The sequence below is a fragment of the Pseudomonas sp. NPDC098740 genome (genome assembly GCF_044760065.1).
GTDB lineage: Bacteria > Pseudomonadota > Gammaproteobacteria > Pseudomonadales > Pseudomonadaceae > Aquipseudomonas > Aquipseudomonas rossensis.
This window is the reverse complement of sequence record NZ_JBIWAM010000011.1, coordinates 166,966-184,488: the sequence shown is the minus strand read 5'-3', so window position 1 is coordinate 184,488 and position 17,523 is coordinate 166,966. Positions and strand designations below refer to the sequence as shown.

The window sequence follows — 17,523 nt, the reverse complement described above, 5'->3', positions numbered from 1 at the left end:
GTGGGAGCGAGCTTGGTCCGGGCGGCGTTCCGACGATGGCGGAGTGTCAGTTGGCATTAATGGTGCCTGACACACCGCTATCGTCGGAACGCCGCCCGGACCAAGCTCGCTCCCACAGGGGGTTGTCGTTGTCCTAGAGACCGAGCAGCGACAACATGATGAATGTCGCAAACAGCACAAAGTGGGTCATGCCTTCGATGGCATTGGTTTCGCCATCGTTGAGGTTGATTGCGCTGACGATCAGGGTGAGGAAGACCATCACTGTCTGCACCGGGGTCATCGCCATCTGGAACGGCTGGCCGGTGTAGAGCGCCATCGCTTCCATCACCGGCACCGTCAGGATGACCGTCGACAGCGACGCGCCCATGGCGATGTTGACCACCGACTGCATGCGGTTGGCCAGTGCCGCCCGCAACGCGGTCAGAATCTCCGGCGCCGCCGAGATTGCCGCCACCAGGATCGCCGTGATCACCGGCGGTGCGCCCGTCCCTTCCAGGCCCAGGTCGAGGGTCTTGGACATCACTTCGGCCAATGCGCCGATCACCACCACGCCGAACACCAATGTCCCAATACTCAGCCCCAGATTGATGGGCTCAGGTACTTCCTCCGGGACTTTTTTTCGACGTTTTTCCGGGTAGCTGTAGCTGAAGAAATAACTGTGCGGCCCGACCTGCATGCGCAGGAACAAGGTGTAGAGCACGACCATCGCACCAATGGTGAACGCCGAATAGAGTTTCCAGCTGGCCTCGGGAATGAACTCCGGCACCACCATGGAAACGCCCATGGCGGTGAGGATCATCGCGCTGTAACTGCGCGCCGAGTCATCGTTGTAGGACTGTTCTCCATGCTTGAGCCCGCCCATCAACGCGGCCAGGCCGAGGATGCCGTTGATGTCGAGCATCACCGCCGAATAAATCGTGTCGCGTACCAGGGTCGGCGAGGCTTCGTTGCTCATCATGATCGCCAGGATCACCACTTCCACCAGCACGGCGGCCAGGGTCAGGATCATCGTGCCGTAAGGGTCGCCGACTTTTTCGGCCAGCAGTTCGGCGTGATGGGCGACGCGCATGGAGGCAACGACGATGAATGCGATCAGCACCAGGCCGGCGGTCAACGCGATGGGCTGGCCGCTGTGCAGCATCCAGTGTTCCAGCGGATAGGCGACGGCGGCGGCAATCACGGCCAGCAGCAGAAATTTTTCTTGCTTGAGGAGTGTGAGCATTGCGGGCCTTTTTGCCGTGTGAAGCGAAACCAGGGTGATGAGCTACTGACTGTGGGGCGGCGCTAACGTTTCGTTACACCTTAGCGCACCAGTGGATAGCGTGAACTGGGCCCTATGCACTGGGTTGGTTCCAGTGGTGAGTTGAAGATCAAAAGATCGCAGCCTGCGGCAGCTCCTACAGGGGAATGCGAAACCATGTAGGAGCTGCCGCAGGCTGCGATCTTTTGATTTGTTGTCTTGTTGGTCAGCAATTTGCATTGGCCTTGCCAACCTCACAACAACATGGAGTTCGAATTCATGCACAAACGTCCGTTGAAGAAGCTGCTTTACGCCGTTGCGGCGGCCATCGGTCTGAGCGCAAGCCTGACTGCCAGTGCCACCGATCCGCTGAAAGTCGGCTTCGTCTACATCGGCCCGATTGGCGACCACGGCTGGACGTATCAGCATGAACAGGGGCGCAAGGCGCTGGCGGAAAAATTCGGCGACCAGATCACCACCAACTATGTGGAAAACGTCGCTGAAGGCGCCGACGCGGAGCGGGTGATCCGCAACATGGCCAAGGACAAGTACGACCTGATCTTCACCACGTCCTTCGGCTACATGAACCCGACCCTGAAAGTCGCCAAGCAATTTCCCAAGGTGACCTTCGAACACGCCACCGGCTACAAGCAGGACAAGAACCTCGGTACCTACCTGGCGCGCACGTATGAAGGGCGCTACGTCGGTGGTTTCCTCGCGGCGAAGATGACCAGGACCAAGAAGATCGGCTACGTCGCGTCCTTCCCGATCCCGGAAGTGATCCGCGACATCAACGCCATTCAACTGGCCCTGAACACGTACAACCCCGGCACCGAGATCAAAGTGGTGTGGGTCAATTCCTGGTTCGATCCGGGCAAAGAGGCCGATGCCGCCAACGCGTTGATCGATCAGGGCGTGGATGTGGTATTCCAGCACACCGACAGCCCGGCGCCGATCCAGGCGGCTGAACGTCGCGGCGTGTATGCGGTGGGCTACGCTTCGGACATGGCGCACTTCGGGCCGAAAGCGGTGCTGACGTCCATCGTCAATGACTGGGGGCCGCACTACATTCAGGCGACCCAAAGCGTGCTCGACCACACGTGGAAATCGCAGGATTACTGGGGTGGTTTGAAGGTAGGGACGGTTGAGTTGCCGATCAGCGATCTGGTGCCAGCGCCGGTGAAAGCCGAGGCAGAGCAGATCATTGCCGACATCAAAAGCGGTGCTTTCCACCCGTTCACCGGACCGATCAAGGATCAGGCAGGCGTCGAGAAGATTGCGGCGGGCGCGACGGCGAGCAATGCGGAGCTGGCATCGATGAACTACTACGTTGAAGGCATGAAGGCCGACATTCCGAAGTAATAGCTTAGAGCCAATACAAAACCCTGTGGGAGCGAGCTTGCTCGCGATGAGGTCATCACATCCGACATCTCTGTTGAATGTCAGTCCGCTATCGCGAGCAAGCTCGCTCCCACATTTGATTTTCAGCGTTCTCAGGACTGCGCATGAACCAACTCCCGATCATCGACATCAGCCCGCTCTACAGCGAAGACACATACGCCTGGCAAACCGTCGCCAGCCAAATTGACCACGCCTGCCGAGAGTGGGGCTTCTTCTACATCAAGGGTCACCCGATCAGCGCCGCACGCATTAACGCCGTGCTCGACAACGCCCAACGTTTCTTCGCCCTGTCCGCCGCCGAAAAGCTCAGGATCGACATCACCCAAACCCGTCACCACCGCGGTTACGGCGCCATCGCCACCGAACAACTCGACCCGAGCAAACCCAGCGACCTGAAAGAAACCTTCGACATGGGTCTGCACCTGCCGGCCGATCACCCAGAGGTGCTGGCGGAAAAACCGTTGCGCGGCCCCAACCGTCATCCGTCGATGCCCGGCTGGGAATCGCTGATGGAGCAGCACTACGTCGACATGCAGGCCTTGGCACAAACCCTGTTACGGGCCATGACCCTGGCGCTGGGCATCGAGCGCGACTTTTTCGACACCCGCTTCGTTGAGCCGGTCAGCGTGCTGCGGATGATTCATTACCCACCGCGCCACACTGCCAGCTCCGAAGAGCAACAAGGCGCCGGCGCCCATACCGATTACGGCTGCATCACCCTGCTCTATCAGGATGCTGCCGGCGGCCTGCAAGTGCGAAACGTAAAAGGCGAATGGATCGACGCGCCGCCGATCGACGGCACGTTCGTGGTCAATCTCGGCGACATGATGGCGCGCTGGAGCAACGACCGTTACCTGTCGACGCCGCACCGGGTGATCAGCCCGTTGGGCGTGGACCGTTACTCGATGCCGTTCTTCGCCGAGCCGCACCCCGACACGATCATCGAATGCCTGCCCGGCTGTCAGGATGAACGGCACCCGGCAAAGTATCCGGCCACCACCTGCGCCGAATTCCTGCTCTCGCGCTTCGCTGACACCTACGCCTATCGACGGGAACAGGAAGCAGTGTGATGAACCGGCTGGTCAGGTTTTGCTAATTGTTTCCACGGGCATCTGTAGAATGCTCGCCATCTGCACCTGATGAGAAAAGAATATGTACGACTGGCTGAACGCCCTGCCCAAGGCAGAACTGCACCTGCACCTTGAGGGTTCGCTAGAGCCTGAGTTGCTGTTCGCCCTTGCCGAACGCAACAAGATCGCCCTGCCGTGGAGCGACGTAGAAACCCTGCGCAAGGCCTACGCCTTCAATAACCTGCAAGAGTTTCTCGACCTGTATTACCAGGGCGCCGACGTGTTGCGCACCTCTCAGGATTTCTACGACCTGACCTGGGCTTACCTGTTGCGCTGCAAGGCGCAGAACGTGATTCACACCGAACCGTTCTTCGACCCACAGACCCACACCGACCGCGGCGTGCCGTTCGAAGTGGTCCTCAATGGCATCGCCGCCGCACTAAAAGATGGCGAGCAGCAACTGGGCATCACCAGCGGTTTGATCCTGAGCTTCCTGCGCCACTTGAGCGAAGAAGAAGCCCAGAAAACCCTCGACCAGGCGCTGCCGTTCCGTGATGCGTTTGTGGCTGTCGGTCTGGACAGTTCGGAAATGGGTCACCCGCCAAGCAAGTTCCAGCGCGTGTTTGATCGCGCTCGTCACGAAGGCTTCCTGACCGTCGCCCACGCCGGAGAAGAAGGCCCGCCCGAGTACATCTGGGAAGCCCTCGACTTGCTGAAAGTCCAGCGCATCGACCATGGCGTGCGCGCCATCGAAGACGAGCGTTTGATGCAGCGGATCATCGACGAGCAAATCCCGCTGACCGTGTGCCCGTTGTCGAACACCAAGCTCTGCGTGTTCGATCACATGTCTCAGCACAACATTCTCGACATGCTCGAGCGTGGCGTGAAAGTGACCGTGAACTCGGATGACCCGGCGTACTTCGGCGGTTATGTCACCGAGAACTTCCACGCGTTGTACACCCATTTGGGCATGACTCAGGATCAGGCCAAGCGTCTGGCGCAGAACAGCCTGGATGCCAGATTGGTCAAACCTTAAGACCGCTGAAGATCTAATGTGGGAGCGAGCTTGCTCGCGATGAGGCCATCACATTCAACATCGATGTTGAATGTCAGTCCGCTATCGCGAGCAAGCTCGCTCCCACAGGGGCCGTGATTAATTGACGATCGTGGCTTCGCTCAACTCCTCCAACGTTTTGCCCCGGGTCTCCATCCCGAACACCCACACCACCCCCGCCGCAATCGCAAAACACATCGCCCCCAGCGCAAACACCCCACCCTGCCCGGTCATCGGGAACACCAGCCCGGTCACCATTGGCCCGAGCAACGAACCCACGCGGCCAATCGCCGAAGCGAAACCCGAGCCAGTGGCCCGCGCCGATGTCGGGTACAACTCCGGCGTGTAGGTGTAAAGCACCGCCCACATGCCGAACAGGAAAAACTGCATCAGCAGCCCCGACGCAATCAACAGGCTGACGTTGCCGCCAAACACCGCGCTCTGACCATAAAGAAACGCCATCACCCCGCCGCCGAGCAACGTCACCACGCACACCGGTTTACGTCCCCAACGCTCCACCAGCCAGGCGGCCATCAGGAAACCGGGAATCCCGCCGAGGGAAATCAGCACCGTGTAATACACCGACTGAGTCACGGCAAAACCCGACTGCTGCAGCAAGGCACTGAGCCAGGACGTCAGGCCATAGAACCCCAGCAAGGCAAAGAACCAGACGCTCCAGATCATCATCGTGCGCTGGCGGTAAAGCGGCGACCAGATTTGCCGCAAGGCGGAAAAGAAATGGCCCGGCGTACTCGCGACGCTTGGCAGGCGGATCGGCTCAGGCAGCTCCGAACGTCCCAGAGATGTCCGGACCCGATCTTCGATGCGCAGCAAGACCTTGTCCGCCATGTCATGATGCCCGGCCTGTTCCAGCCAGCGCGGTGATTCGGGAATGAAAAAGCGAATCGCCAGGACAAACACCGCCGGCACCGCCAACACCAGGAAGATGTCCCGCCAGCCAATCACCGGCAGCAGGAAGTACGACAGCACGCCAGCGGCGACGAACCCCAGCGGCCAGAAACCATCCATCAGCGCAATGTAACGCCCGCGCCGTTTGGCAGGAATCAGCTCCGAGAGCATCGATTGAGCGATGGGAAACTCCATGCCCATGCCGATCCCCAACAGGATTCGAAACAACGTCAGCGTTTCGATGTTCTGCGCCGTGGAGCACAGGTAGCTGGCGATCCCCCACAACACGATGCTCCACTGAAACACCGGTTTGCGCCCGAAGCGGTCGGCCAACATGCCGGACAGTGACGCCCCCACAACCATGCCGAAAAAGCTCGAACTGGCCAGCAACCCGGCCTGCGCCGTGCTCAGGCCAAACTCGGTTTTGATTGAGCCGAGCAGGAAGGTCATCATCGCCAGGTCCATGGAGTCGAAGAAAAACGCCAGGGCAATGATGATGAAAATGATCCGGTGATAACCGCTGATGGGCAGCCGTTCCAGTCGTTCTGCCGCGCTGAAGCCTCGTCTTTCCATGCCACATTCCCCCAATCCGAAAGTCCCCGGACGAGTGTGCGCGATAGCCGCTGGGGGTTACTGCTGGATGCGACCTGTTCGCAGCTCTGAACGACGCCCGAAGCTTCGGACGTCGATCTCGATGCGTCTAGAACGCCATTTCCAGCTCGGTTTCCTTGGCGAACCGATGGATTTCACGTTGCCCCGCGGCGGTGATCTGCAAGGCTCGCGAATCGTTGGGCAGGCTCAGCCAACCTGACTGCATGAACAATTGCAGCAACGCCGCCCCCAGTGATCCGCCCATGTGTGGGCGTCTTTCGCTCCAGTCCGGACAAGCGCAAGCGACTCGGCTGTTGCGATGAGCCAGCGCCTGGATGAACACACCCCGTGTCGCCAATTGCGTGGCGCCCTTGTGAGTGATCATTACCCGCTGATCGAACTGTTCGATCCAGCCTGCATCCAGCAGACGCTGGTAAAGATCGGCGGCAAGGGTGCCGCCCAAATGGTCGTCGCAAAGCCTGGCGCGCAAGAGTGACGAAGGTGCCGCCTGAGGTTTGGCGATGGGTGTCGTGCGCTTGAAAACGTCCGGGATTTCCCGAGGCGTGCTGGCCAGGGTGGCGCTGGCCAGTGCCTCTATCGCGGCCCCCACTTCGGGTGCGGCAAGACGAAAGAACCGCTTGCGGCCGCGGATTTCGACTTTCAACAGACCTCCGGCGGACAAACGCCCCAGATGTGCACTGGCCGAAGACGGTGACAGGCCGGCCAACAAGGCCAGCTCTTCGGTTTGTCGCGCCGAGCCGTCCATCAAGGCCCACATCATTGCGCTGCGCTTTGGGTCAGCCAGCAACGTGGCGATCTGGCTGATGCAAGGTGCATGTTCCATGTATTCACTCCCTGTTGAATCGTTTCGTCTACTGCTCAGAGACATCTTGACCAGTAATGTGTCGTCGGCCAAGGCGTGGAAACCGCCATAAACCGGGCAAAGCCAGCCAATCGCACGGACTATTGCTTCGCAGGTTTCGCAAAGCCGCGGCGATTGACCATGGGGCCTGGCTGACTCGGACGTGGACTCGCCATTGCGAGATCGACGGTGCGTACATGAGGCGAGCGCTAGTATATGCGGGTTAACCGCCGGTTCCTGCCCTTGGGAAACCATTGGTGGTGATAGTTCCTGAGTGAAATTTCGCTATTTGCCTGCGACTAATGATCGGGGCCCGATAACGTCGGAAATTGGCTACTCAACCGGGCGCATCGGCTGGCGAGCATTTCCCGCAAAAGGTTCACCGGCTTACTCAATTGTGCGCGATGGGCGCACAGCAAATTCAGCGGTGCGCGCTCACAGAGCAGTTCCGGCATGAGCACTTTCAATCGACCGGCCAGCACATCGGTCGCGACATCGAGCCAGGACTTGTAGGCGATCCCGGCACCTGCCACGGCCCACAGTCGCACGACATCGGCATCATCGCTGAAACGATCGCCGCTGACGGTCAGGCTGACCTCGCGTTTACCGTCGTGGAAACTCCAATGATCGTGGACCCGGCTACCGAGCATGAACAGCAGGCAGTTGTGCGGAGCCAGTTGCTCCAGTTGCCGAGGCTCGCCATGCTGGGCCAGGTAACTCGGGGCGGCACAGAGCACGCGGCGGTTCTGCGGAGCAATGGGCAGCGCCACCAGGCTTGAGTCTTCCGGCTCGCCGTAACGCAGGGCGATGTCCACCGGTTGGCGGAACAGGTCGGCGATGCGGTCGCCCAGCAGCAAACGCACCGTGAGTTTCGGATGCTCATGCTGAAACTCGTCCAGCCAGGGCAGCAGCAGATTGCGGCCAAAGTCCGAAGGCGCCGAGAGCTGCAAAATCCCGCTGACCTGATCCTGACCGCTGGCCAATAAACGCCGTCCCTCATCGAGATTGCTCAAGGCAGCCCGAGCGTATTCGAGAAACCCCTCGCCTTCAGCGGTCAACCGCAGGCTGCGGGTAGAGCGGGCGAGCAACCGGGCGCCAAGCTGCTGCTCGATGCGCTTCAACGCCGCACTGGCCACCGCGGCCGACATGTCCATCCCCCGCGCCGCCGCTGACAGACTGCCCAGGTCCGCCGCCCGGACAAACAACTGCAAGTCATCGAAACGCAGCATTGTTCAGCCTCGATTATCAAAAAAATATTGAAAGAGACTGCTCTTTTAGCGGGTTTTATCTTGCAGAGAAATAGCCAATCATCCGTCCCATCGAATTCATCCCGTTCCCGGAGCCGAACATGTCCCAGCCTTTTACCGCCATCGCCACCCTCATCGCCAAAGCCGGCCAGCAGGACGCCCTCGAACAGCACCTGCGTGCGCTGCTGGAACCGACCCGCGCCGAGGCCGGTTGCGGTCAATACGACTTGCACCAGGACCTCGCCAATCCTCACGCTTTCTACATGATCGAAAAATGGAGCAGTGACGAAGCCCTGCAAGCCCATGACGCCAGCGCGCATGTCCAGAACTTCCGAGCCAAGGCTGGCGACTTTCTCGAACACTTCGACCTCAAGCGCCTGCGCTCCATCGTCTGATGACCTCCTTCCTTATTACTTTTCAGGAGCTCCAATGAAAGCCATTGCCTACTACGCCTCCTTGCCAATCATCGACTTAAACGCTCTGCAAGACATCGAACTGCCAGACCCGGTTGCCGGCCCGCGTGACCTGTTGGTGGAAGTCAAAGCCATCTCGGTCAACCCGGTGGACACCAAAGTCCGCCAGAACGTCCAGCCTGAAGCGGGCACGCCGAAAGTGCTGGGCTGGGACGTGGCCGGCGTGGTCAAGGCCGTCGGCAGTGAAGTCACGCTGTTCAAGGCCGGCGACAACGTGTTCTACGCCGGCTCCATCGCCCGCGCGGGCGGCAACAGCGAACTGCACGTGGTAGACGAGCGGATCGTCGGCCATATGCCGAAGACCCTCGGTTTCGCCGACGCCGCCGCGCTGCCGCTGACCGCTATCACCGCATGGGAATTACTCTTCGAGCGCCTGCAAGTGCGTGAAGGCAGAACCGATGAAGGCCAGAGCCTGTTGATCGTCGGTGCTGCTGGCGGTGTGGGGTCGATTCTTACGCAACTGGCCAGTCAGCTCACCGGGCTGAAAGTGATCGGCACGGCTTCCCGCCCGCAAACCCAGAGCTGGGTTCGTGAGCTGGGTGCCGACCTGGTGATCGATCACAGCCAGCCGTTGAGCGAAGAACTCAAACGCGCGGGTGTCGATCAGGTGACTCACGTCGCCAGCCTGACCCAGACCGATCACCACCTGGATCAGTTAGTCGAGGCTTTGGCGCCGCAAGGCAAACTGGCCCTGATCGATGATCCAAAGGCGCTGGACGTGACCAAGCTCAAGCGCAAGAGCCTGTCGCTGCACTGGGAGTTCATGTACACCCGCTCGCTGTTCGAAACCGCAGACATGATCGAGCAGCACAAATTGCTTAACCGCGTGGCTGAACTGATCGACGCCGGGACGCTGAAAACTACGGTGGGTGAACACTTCGGCACCATCAACGCGGCCAACCTGCGTCGCGCCCACGAACTTCTGGAGAGCGGCAAATCCAGGGGCAAGATTGTGCTTGAAGGATTCTGAAACACATTGACAGACGTGTCGTCCGGTAAAGGACGACACCGCCAGTCAGAGAGTTGACCGTTGTCATAATTGCGATCGTATTCGGGTCTACAATCGAAACCTCTGCGATGCAATCTTTTACATAAGGAGGTCAGCAATGAAGATCCTGATAAAAGAAGTGGCTAAATCCCAGTGGCAGGTCCGCCTGGACCAACATGCTGTGACGTTCCGTAGCGAAGCCGAAGCCCGCGCCTTCACCCGAACCCTTGAAGCGCGCCTGCACGCCCCTCATCAATTTCCCGACCAGCAGCAACGCGCGGCTGGCTGAGTCAACCTCAGACCTGGGCTTGCGCCAGCGCCCGGGCATTTTGCAAGCGCCGGGTGAACATCGCCACGCTCACCACCAGTATTCCGCACAGGCTGATGACCATGGCCATCGGCATGGCGCTGCCATCGTGTAAAACACCCACCAATGCTGCTGCCCCGGCGGCGACGCTGAATTGCAGGCAACCGAGCATCGCCGACGCACTACCCGCCCGCGCGCCCTGCCCGTTCATCGCGCAGGCCGAGGCGTTGGGGAGGATGCAACCCAGGCTGGCGATGCAGACAAACAGCGGAATCAGCAACGGCCATAGCTGCGCGGTGTGCAACGAACTGACGGCCAGCAGCGCCAGACCGGCGCCGACGTAGATCCATACGGTGCGCGCCAGCAGAAACGCCGGGCCGCGCTTGGCCAGCAATCGTGCATTGAGCTGCGCCACCAGGATGAAACCCGCCGCGTTGGTGCCGAACAGCCAGCCGAAATGCTCGGGCGGCACGCCATAAAGTTTGATGAAGACGAACGGTGAACCGGCGATGTAGGCAAACATCCCGGCGATGGCGATGCCACCGGTCAAGGCGTGGCCGAGGAACACCGGATCCGACAACAGTCGACCGTACTGATTCAACGCGCCGGACAACGGTTGACGCGGCACATGGGCCGGCAGACTTTCCGGCAGCCCGAGCGCCACGGCAAACCCTGCCAGCGCACTGAAACCGGTCAACACGAGAAAGATCGACTGCCAGCCGGTGGTGTTGACCAACAGCCCACCCAGCATCGGCGCAAGAATCGGCGCCAGGCCCATCACCAGCATCAGCTGCGAAAAGACCTTCGCCGAACCCACTGCATCGCATTTATCGCTGACAATCGCCCGCGCGATCACCATCCCCGCGCACCCGCCCAACGCCTGAACGAAACGTGCGCCGATCAGCCATTCGAGGTTCGGCGCATAGGCACAGGCCAGAGAGGCCGCGGTGAATAAGCCGACGCCGGTCAGCAAGGGAATGCGTCGACCAAAACGATCCGCCACCGGGCCATAAGCCAGTTGACCGATGGACAAGCCAAGGAAATACGCCGCCAGGGTCAGCTGAACGTGTTTTTCATCGGTGCCGAAGGCGAGCGCCATCGCCGGGAAAGCCGGCAGATAGAAATCGATCGCCAGCGGACCGAAGGCGCTCAAGGCGCCAAGAATCAAAATGCTACGGAAATTCATCAGGCATCCAGTTGGACAGGGGTCGGCAGCCCCACAGTCTAGCCGCGCATGGACGCCTTGAACATTCCGTTAGGTCGCTAACTATCAAAAAGCTTCAGGCGACTTTCGCCTCGTAACCTTCTTCGGTGATCACCGCGATCACCTGATCCGCCGACAAAGCGCTCTCGACGCCGACTTCTTTCGCAGCCAGATCGATACGCACGCTGGCCGCAGGATCCTTGGCTTGCAGCGCATGGGTGATGGCTTTGACGCAGTGACCACAGGACATGCCTTGAACGTTGAACACTTGCATGGGATGACTCCTTGAGTGAGGTTGCGTGCAGTCTCGAGCTTGCCATCATGGCAAGGTCAAGTTCTGAAATGAGCTGCCGGGCTGGCAATCAGCGCCGCGCTCGGCCAAGCTGCGTCCATCAATGACTCGACATCAGGAGATTCAGCCATGCGCTGGTCAGCTCTCAGCCTGTTTGGCTTTCTCAGCCTATTTGCCGCGACACCTTCAGTTCAAGCCGCCGGGTTGGACTACGGCGTGCTGATCATTTCCCGCGAGCGCCTGGAAGTTGCGACCTCCTGCGAGATCGGCGTGTACATTCACGATCAGCTGTCGGCGCGGTTGTTCCAGGAACAAAGCACCTCGTTCAATCTGCCGCCGGGCAATGTGTCCCTGCGCCTGAAGCTGCTGCCGGGCCAGGCGCCGGGTTGCAACCCGGGCATGCTCGCACCGGGTTCGCAGAACATCACGCTCAAGGCCGGTGACGTGTTGAAGTTCCGGATTGCGATGACGCAGGAAGGGATGTACCTGAAACCCACTGCCCTCGACTATTGAGTCGTCTGTAAAAAAGATCTGAGACATGGCGCTTGACCTTGCCCGCATGGCAAGGTTGATCCTGTAGGCATCTTCTACAGGGAGCGTGACCGATGTCCGAATCCACCACTTTCGATCTGCCGATTGCCGGCATGACTTGCGCCAGTTGCGCCGGACGTGTCGAGCGTGCCTTGAGCAAAGTCATCGGCGCCTCTGCCGTCAGCGTCAACCTGGCCACCGAACAGGCCCGGGTTCAAGCGCCCAGCGACAGCCTGCCGGCCTTGATGGACGCGGTGCAGCAGGCTGGTTACAGCGTGCCGCAGCAGAGTCTGGAATTGAGCATCGACGGCATGACCTGCGCCTCTTGCGTCGGCCGGGTCGAACGAGCGCTGGCCAAGGTGCCGGGGGTCAAAAGTGTCAGCGTCAACCTGGCCAATGAACGCGCCCACCTTGAACTGCTCGGTCAGATCGATGCGCAAACCCTGATCGACGCAGTGACCAAGGCGGGCTATAACGCCAGCGTCTGGGAAGTCGAACACCCGCAAACCGATAATCAACAACAACGCCTGCACCGCGAGCGTTGGGCCTTGATCATGGCGATCGTCCTCGCCTCGCCGCTGGTGCTGCCAATGCTGCTGCAACCGTTCGGTGTGCACTGGATGCTCCCGGCCTGGGTGCAATTCGCGTTGGCCACGCCGGTGCAATTCATCTTCGGTGCGCGCTTTTACGTCGCTGCCTGGAAAGCCGTGCGCGCTGGTGCCGGCAACATGGATTTGCTGGTCGCGTTGGGCACCAGCGCCGGTTATGGCTTGAGTCTCTATGAATGGGCCACCGCCTCCGGGCGCATGCCGCACCTGTATTTCGAAGCCTCGGCGGTGGTGATTGCCTTGGTGCTGCTGGGCAAATACCTGGAAAGCCGCGCCAAACGCCAGACCGCCAGTGCCATTCGCGCCCTCGAAGCCTTGCGCCCGGAGCGGGCGATTCAGGTGATCGACGGCCGCGAGCAAGATGTCGCCATCAGCGCATTGCGTCTGAATGATCTCGTCATGGTCAAACCCGGCGAACGCTTCCCGGTGGACGGTGAAGTGGTCGAAGGCCAGAGCCACGCCGACGAAGCGCTGATCAGCGGCGAAAGCCTGCCGGTGCCCAAACAACCCGGCGACAAGGTCACCGGCGGCGCGATCAATGGCGAAGGCCGGTTGCTCGTTCGCACCCTGGCCTTGGGCGCGGAAACCGTGCTCGCCCGCATCATCCGCCTGGTCGAAGACGCTCAAGCCGCGAAAGCGCCGATCCAGAAACTGGTGGATAAAGTCAGTCAGGTGTTCGTGCCAACGGTCCTGCTGATTGCGCTGGCAACCTTGATCGGTTGGTGGTTGTACGGCGCGCCGATGGAAACGGCGCTGATCAATGCCGTGGCGGTATTGGTGATCGCTTGCCCGTGCGCCCTGGGGTTGGCCACGCCGACAGCGATCATGGCCGGCACCGGCGTGGCGGCGCGCCACGGGATTCTGATCAAGGACGCCGAAGCGTTGGAGCGTGCCCATGAAGTCAGTGCGGTGGTCTTCGACAAGACTGGCACGCTGACTTCGGGTACTCCGCGCATCGCTCATTTGAGCGCAATCCACAATGACGAGGCGGCCCTGCTGCAAATGGCCGGCGCCCTGCAACGCGGCAGCGAACACCCACTGGCCAAGGCGGTTCTGGACGCTTGCGCCGAACGCGGTTTGACGGTGGCCGATGTCACCGACAGCCAATCCCTGACCGGCCGTGGCATCGCGGGCACTCTCGACGGTCGTCGATTGGCGTTGGGCAATCGGCGTCTGTTGGAAGAAAGCGGCTTGAGCGCCGGTGAATGGGCGGACTCCGCCACCGCGTGGGAAACCGAAGGCCGGACCCTGTCCTGGCTGATCGAGCAAAGCTCCGAGCCGCGAGTATTGGGCCTCTTCGCTTTCGGCGACACCCTCAAACCCGGCGCGCTGCAAGCCGTGCAACAACTCAACGCACGCAACATCAGCAGCCATCTGCTGACCGGCGACAATCGCGGCAGTGCCAAAGTGGTTGCCGAAGCGCTGGGCATCAAGGATGTCCACGCCGAAGTGCTGCCGGCGGACAAAGCCGCCACCGTCGCGGAACTGAAAAAAACCGGCGTGGTAGCGATGGTCGGCGACGGCATCAACGACGCACCCGCCTTGGCCGCCGCAGACATCGGTATCGCCATGGGCGGTGGCACCGACGTTGCGATGCACGCGGCCGGGATCACCCTGATGCGCGGCGACCCGCGGCTGGTACCGGCGGCGCTGGAGATCAGCCGCAAGACTTATGCGAAGATTCGTCAGAACCTGTTCTGGGCCTTCGTCTACAACCTGATCGGTATTCCGCTGGCAGCGTTCGGTGTCCTCAACCCGGTGCTGGCCGGTGCGGCCATGGCGTTGTCGAGCGTCAGCGTGGTAAGCAATGCGCTACTGTTGAAAACCTGGAAACCCAAGGATCTGGAGGACAACCGATGAACATCGGCCAAGCGGCCCGCCAAAGCGGCCTGAGCGCAAAGATGATTCGTTATTACGAATCCATCGGCTTGCTCAAGGCCGCCCATCGTACCGACAGCGGCTATCGGGTTTACGGCGACGACGACCTGCATACCCTAGCGTTCATCAAGCGTTCCCGGGACTTGGGGTTCTCACTGGAAGAGGTCGGCAAACTGCTGACCCTTTGGCAGGACCGCCAAAGAGCCAGCGCCGACGTGAAGGCCCTGGCCCGTCAGCACATCGACGAGCTGAACCAGAAAATCCGCGAACTCGGCCAACTGCGCGACACCCTGCAGGACCTGGTCGAACACTGCCACGGTGATCACCGTCCCGACTGCCCGATCCTCAAGAACCTGGAGTCGGGCTGCTGCGCACAACCCGCTCGCCCCTGATTGCCAGCCCCTTCACCACCAACAAGGTGGTGAGGGGAATCCCGTGAAACAACAGCACCACGGCACCCGGCGTCCACCACGAATAGAACGGCGCGGCGATCAGCATGCCAACGCCGAACCCGGTCATTTGCAATAGCGTCAGGAAGCTGAAAATCGGCAGGCGCAGGCTGTCCGGCTCACGCTGTAGGCGCGACATCAGGCCGACTTCCGAGAAACCGTCGCCCAATCCCGCCGGCAGCGAAAACAACAGCAGCCCGTAAAGGGTCTGCTGCTGAAACATCAGGATGAAACCGCAGGACATCAGCAACACACCAAAGAAAAATCGCCGCTCCAGGTTCACGTTGTCCGATCCTTTCAGCCGGCTGGCGATGCGCGCGCCGATGAGTTTTCCGCTGGCCCAGACCGCCAGCATCGAACCCAGCGTGGTGCTGGCCGACTCGGGCGTCAGCAGTTTTGAAATGATCGGAAAACCCACGTTGTGCGCGGCACTGCCAAGGGTGTCAGCCATCGCCACGGCGAGCATCGCCGCCACCACCGGTGTACTGCGCAGGCCCTGGAGCAGGGCCGACCATTCACCACGTTCGTGGATGGGTTCGGCACTGGGCGCAGGTTGTGAAAAACGCAGCGGCAAGATGAACAGTGCGGCCAACAAATAAGTGACCACGTTCAATGCAAACACTGTTTCAAAGCCGAATGCCGCCACTAACAGCCCCGACACCAGACTTCCGCCGACCATGGCTGCCGACGACGCCGAGGTGATCCAGGCGTTGGTCTTGAGCAAATGCTCAGCCTCGATCAAGTGCGGCAACTGACTGTTGAGGCCAATGGCGAACATTGAGTTGCCGAATCCCAGACCGAAAGCGATCACCGGTAACAGCAGCATCTGCTGGGCGACAGGTAGCACAAGCAGCAGGCCCAGCAGCCCGGCGCGCAACAGGTCGAAGGCAATCAGCGGCAGGCGTCCGGCCCAACGGCGATAAAACGTCGTGCCGATGAGGCTGGCGAATATCCCGCCCGCCACACGGCTGGCGAGAAAGACCCCAACGCTCATGGCGCTGTTGCTGAGCAGGTAGACGTAGGTGGCCAGGGCGACCATGTTGAGGAAGGCGCCAAAGTCCGAGACCAGACGGGCGGTGATGATCAGTTGGGCGTTGCGGGTGGAGGTGTTCACATTCAGTCCTTGAGTGTGGGTGTCGCGATTTATCGAACTACGGATATCTATGTGGGAGCGAGCAAGCTCGCTCCCACATTTGATCTCCAGTGTTTGGAGATGCGGTGACAAGCATCTACAAAAAACCCGGCCGAAGCCGGGTTTTTCGTTAACCGATCACTGCATCCAGGGCGGAGGCGGCTCTTCGGTTTTGCCCGGTGGCGCATCATCTGCCGCGCGCACCGCTTGCTTGCGCTCTTCATCAAGGCGTGCCGCCTCGATCTCGCGCATGATCCCGCCAACATCGGCCAACTCTTCCGGCTCATCGAACTCGCCGGTCAAGATGCTGGCCGGGTGCAAGGTGCCGGCTTCGAACAGGGCCCACATCTCCTTGGCGTACTTGGTCTTTTTCAACTCCGGCGCAAACCGCCCGAAGTAGGACGCCATGTTGCCAACATCCCGTTCCAGCATGCTGAACGCGTGGTTGTTGCCCGCCGCGTCGACCGCTTGCGGCAGGTCGATGATCACTGGGCCGGTCGGGGTCAGCAGTACGTTGAACTCCGACAGGTCACCGTGCACCAGACCGGTACACAACATCAGCACGATTTGCGAAATCAGGAACGCGTGATACTCGCGCGCCTGATCCGGTTCCAGCACCACGTCGTTCAGACGCGGCGCGGCATCACCGTACTCGTCAGCCACCAGTTCCATCAGCAGCACGCCTTCAAGGAAGTCGTAAGGCTGAGGAACCCGCACGCCAGCACCGGCCAGACGGAACAACGCCGCCACTTCGGCATTCTGCCAGGCGTCTTCGGTTTCTTTCTTGCCGAACTTGGAGCCCTTGGCCATCGCTCGAGCCTGACGGCTGTTGCGCACCTTGCGGCCTTCCTGATACTCGGCCGCCTGACGGAAACTGCGTTTATTCGCCTCCTTGTAGACCTTCGCGCAACGTAACTCGTTGCCGCAGCGCACCACATAAACAGCTGCTTCTTTACCACTCATGAGTGGGCGCAGCACCTCGTCGACCAGACCGTCCTCGATCAGGGGTTCAATGCGTTTTGGAGTCTTCATCAGCTTTTATTGGGGGTCCTTTATTACCAAACACGCGAAAGTCATTCGTTATACGGCAATCCACTCATTCGGGGGAGGGGTTGCCGACCTATGAACGTTCCTGTGACCGTCAACAAGCACACAATGTGCCGGATTAATCGGTCAACAACCGCCGGTCGTGATCGGCCGCAACAGATCATAGCTGACCCTGCGTCACTTGTTGCTGAAGGGCTAAGCGGGTATTTGCGACAGAAGCTGACATCTCGATTCATACCC

At 60.4% G+C, this 17,523-nt stretch carries 17 protein-coding genes; 9 read left to right on the top strand and 8 right to left on the bottom strand.

Annotation, left to right across the window (positions count from 1 at the left end; translation table 11 throughout):
* Positions 1 to 133 precede the first annotated feature (133 nt).
* A complete protein-coding gene (locus ACIQU2_RS16065) occupies positions 134 to 1,222 on the bottom strand; it encodes a calcium:proton antiporter (protein WP_403142447.1) in 1,089 nt (362 codons plus the stop codon).
* A gap of 297 nt (positions 1,223 to 1,519) precedes the next feature.
* Here ACIQU2_RS16065 and ACIQU2_RS16060 point away from each other — a divergent pair, with 297 nt between their 5' ends.
* The 3 genes from ACIQU2_RS16060 (at position 1,520) to ACIQU2_RS16050 (ending at position 4,747) form a co-directional block, all read left to right on the top strand.
* Positions 1,520 to 2,602: a BMP family ABC transporter substrate-binding protein gene (locus tag ACIQU2_RS16060; protein WP_403142444.1), complete on the top strand. Its 1,083-nt coding sequence runs from the start codon at positions 1,520 to 1,522 to the stop codon at positions 2,600 to 2,602.
* A gap of 143 nt (positions 2,603 to 2,745) precedes the next feature.
* Positions 2,746 to 3,711 carry a 2-oxoglutarate and iron-dependent oxygenase domain-containing protein gene (locus tag ACIQU2_RS16055; RefSeq protein ID WP_403142442.1) on the top strand — a complete coding sequence of 322 codons (966 nt, stop codon included), beginning with the start codon at positions 2,746 to 2,748 and terminating at the stop codon, positions 3,709 to 3,711.
* A gap of 82 nt (positions 3,712 to 3,793) precedes the next feature.
* A complete protein-coding gene (locus ACIQU2_RS16050) occupies positions 3,794 to 4,747 on the top strand; it encodes an adenosine deaminase (RefSeq protein ID WP_111449145.1) in 954 nt (317 codons plus the stop codon).
* A gap of 117 nt (positions 4,748 to 4,864) precedes the next feature.
* On the opposite strand, the gene ACIQU2_RS16045 is transcribed toward ACIQU2_RS16050, so the two are convergent.
* The 3 genes from ACIQU2_RS16045 to ACIQU2_RS16035 all read right to left on the bottom strand — a co-directional run bounded on the left by ACIQU2_RS16045 (position 4,865) and on the right by ACIQU2_RS16035 (position 8,356).
* Positions 4,865 to 6,247, bottom strand: a complete 1,383-nt coding sequence (locus tag ACIQU2_RS16045; protein ID WP_403142438.1) for an MFS transporter — start codon at positions 6,245 to 6,247, stop codon at positions 4,865 to 4,867.
* A 127-nt stretch (positions 6,248 to 6,374) separates the two neighbouring features.
* Entirely contained in the window at positions 6,375 to 7,109 is a 735-nt protein-coding gene (locus tag ACIQU2_RS16040) for an ArsR/SmtB family transcription factor (RefSeq protein ID WP_403142435.1), read from the bottom strand.
* Positions 7,110 to 7,426: 317 nt separating this feature from the next.
* Positions 7,427 to 8,356, bottom strand: a complete 930-nt coding sequence (locus ACIQU2_RS16035) for a LysR family transcriptional regulator (RefSeq protein WP_403142433.1) — start codon at positions 8,354 to 8,356, stop codon at positions 7,427 to 7,429.
* A gap of 119 nt (positions 8,357 to 8,475) precedes the next feature.
* Between ACIQU2_RS16035 and ACIQU2_RS16030 the strand changes: the two genes are divergently transcribed.
* From ACIQU2_RS16030 to ACIQU2_RS16020, 3 genes are all read left to right on the top strand, one after another.
* Positions 8,476 to 8,769: a putative quinol monooxygenase gene (locus tag ACIQU2_RS16030; RefSeq protein WP_095127279.1), complete on the top strand. Its 294-nt coding sequence runs from the start codon at positions 8,476 to 8,478 to the stop codon at positions 8,767 to 8,769.
* A 34-nt stretch (positions 8,770 to 8,803) separates the two neighbouring features.
* Entirely contained in the window at positions 8,804 to 9,817 is a 1,014-nt protein-coding gene (locus ACIQU2_RS16025; RefSeq protein WP_403142429.1) for a zinc-binding alcohol dehydrogenase family protein, read from the top strand.
* 136 nt (positions 9,818 to 9,953) lie between these two features.
* Positions 9,954 to 10,124: a hypothetical protein gene (locus ACIQU2_RS16020; RefSeq protein ID WP_176471512.1), complete on the top strand. Its 171-nt coding sequence runs from the start codon at positions 9,954 to 9,956 to the stop codon at positions 10,122 to 10,124.
* A gap of 7 nt (positions 10,125 to 10,131) precedes the next feature.
* Here the strand turns inward: ACIQU2_RS16020 and ACIQU2_RS16015 are convergent, their stop codons facing one another.
* Both ACIQU2_RS16015 and ACIQU2_RS16010 read right to left on the bottom strand, forming a co-directional pair.
* Positions 10,132 to 11,328 carry a multidrug effflux MFS transporter gene (locus tag ACIQU2_RS16015; RefSeq protein ID WP_403142425.1) on the bottom strand — a complete coding sequence of 399 codons (1,197 nt, stop codon included), beginning with the start codon at positions 11,326 to 11,328 and terminating at the stop codon, positions 10,132 to 10,134.
* A 94-nt stretch (positions 11,329 to 11,422) separates the two neighbouring features.
* Positions 11,423 to 11,620 carry a heavy-metal-associated domain-containing protein gene (locus tag ACIQU2_RS16010; protein ID WP_403142423.1) on the bottom strand — a complete coding sequence of 66 codons (198 nt, stop codon included), beginning with the start codon at positions 11,618 to 11,620 and terminating at the stop codon, positions 11,423 to 11,425.
* Between the two features lie 147 nt (positions 11,621 to 11,767).
* Between ACIQU2_RS16010 and ACIQU2_RS16005 the strand changes: the two genes are divergently transcribed.
* From ACIQU2_RS16005 to cueR, 3 genes are all read left to right on the top strand, one after another.
* The gene (locus ACIQU2_RS16005; RefSeq protein ID WP_403142420.1) at positions 11,768 to 12,151 is read left to right on the top strand and encodes a hypothetical protein; all 384 of its coding nucleotides are present in this window, start codon (positions 11,768 to 11,770) and stop codon (positions 12,149 to 12,151) included.
* 92 nt (positions 12,152 to 12,243) lie between these two features.
* Complete coding sequence (locus tag ACIQU2_RS16000) at positions 12,244 to 14,637, top strand: heavy metal translocating P-type ATPase (protein ID WP_403142417.1); 2,394 nt, start codon at positions 12,244 to 12,246, stop codon at positions 14,635 to 14,637.
* Complete coding sequence (gene cueR / locus ACIQU2_RS15995; protein WP_008156539.1) at positions 14,634 to 15,047, top strand: Cu(I)-responsive transcriptional regulator; 414 nt, start codon at positions 14,634 to 14,636, stop codon at positions 15,045 to 15,047. The genes ACIQU2_RS16000 and cueR overlap by 4 nt, the downstream gene beginning before the upstream one ends.
* Here the strand turns inward: cueR and ACIQU2_RS15990 are convergent.
* Positions 15,001 to 16,218 (bottom strand): MFS transporter, encoded by a 1,218-nt coding sequence (locus ACIQU2_RS15990; protein ID WP_403142409.1) that lies wholly within the window; start codon positions 16,216 to 16,218, stop codon positions 15,001 to 15,003. The two genes, cueR and ACIQU2_RS15990, sit on opposite strands and share 47 nt — an antisense overlap.
* Before the next feature lie 156 nt (positions 16,219 to 16,374).
* On the bottom strand, positions 16,375 to 17,268 hold the full coding sequence (locus ACIQU2_RS15985; protein WP_129438758.1) for a PA4780 family RIO1-like protein kinase: 894 nt from the start codon (positions 17,266 to 17,268) through the stop codon (positions 16,375 to 16,377).
* Between the last annotated feature and the right edge of the window lie 255 nt (positions 17,269 to 17,523).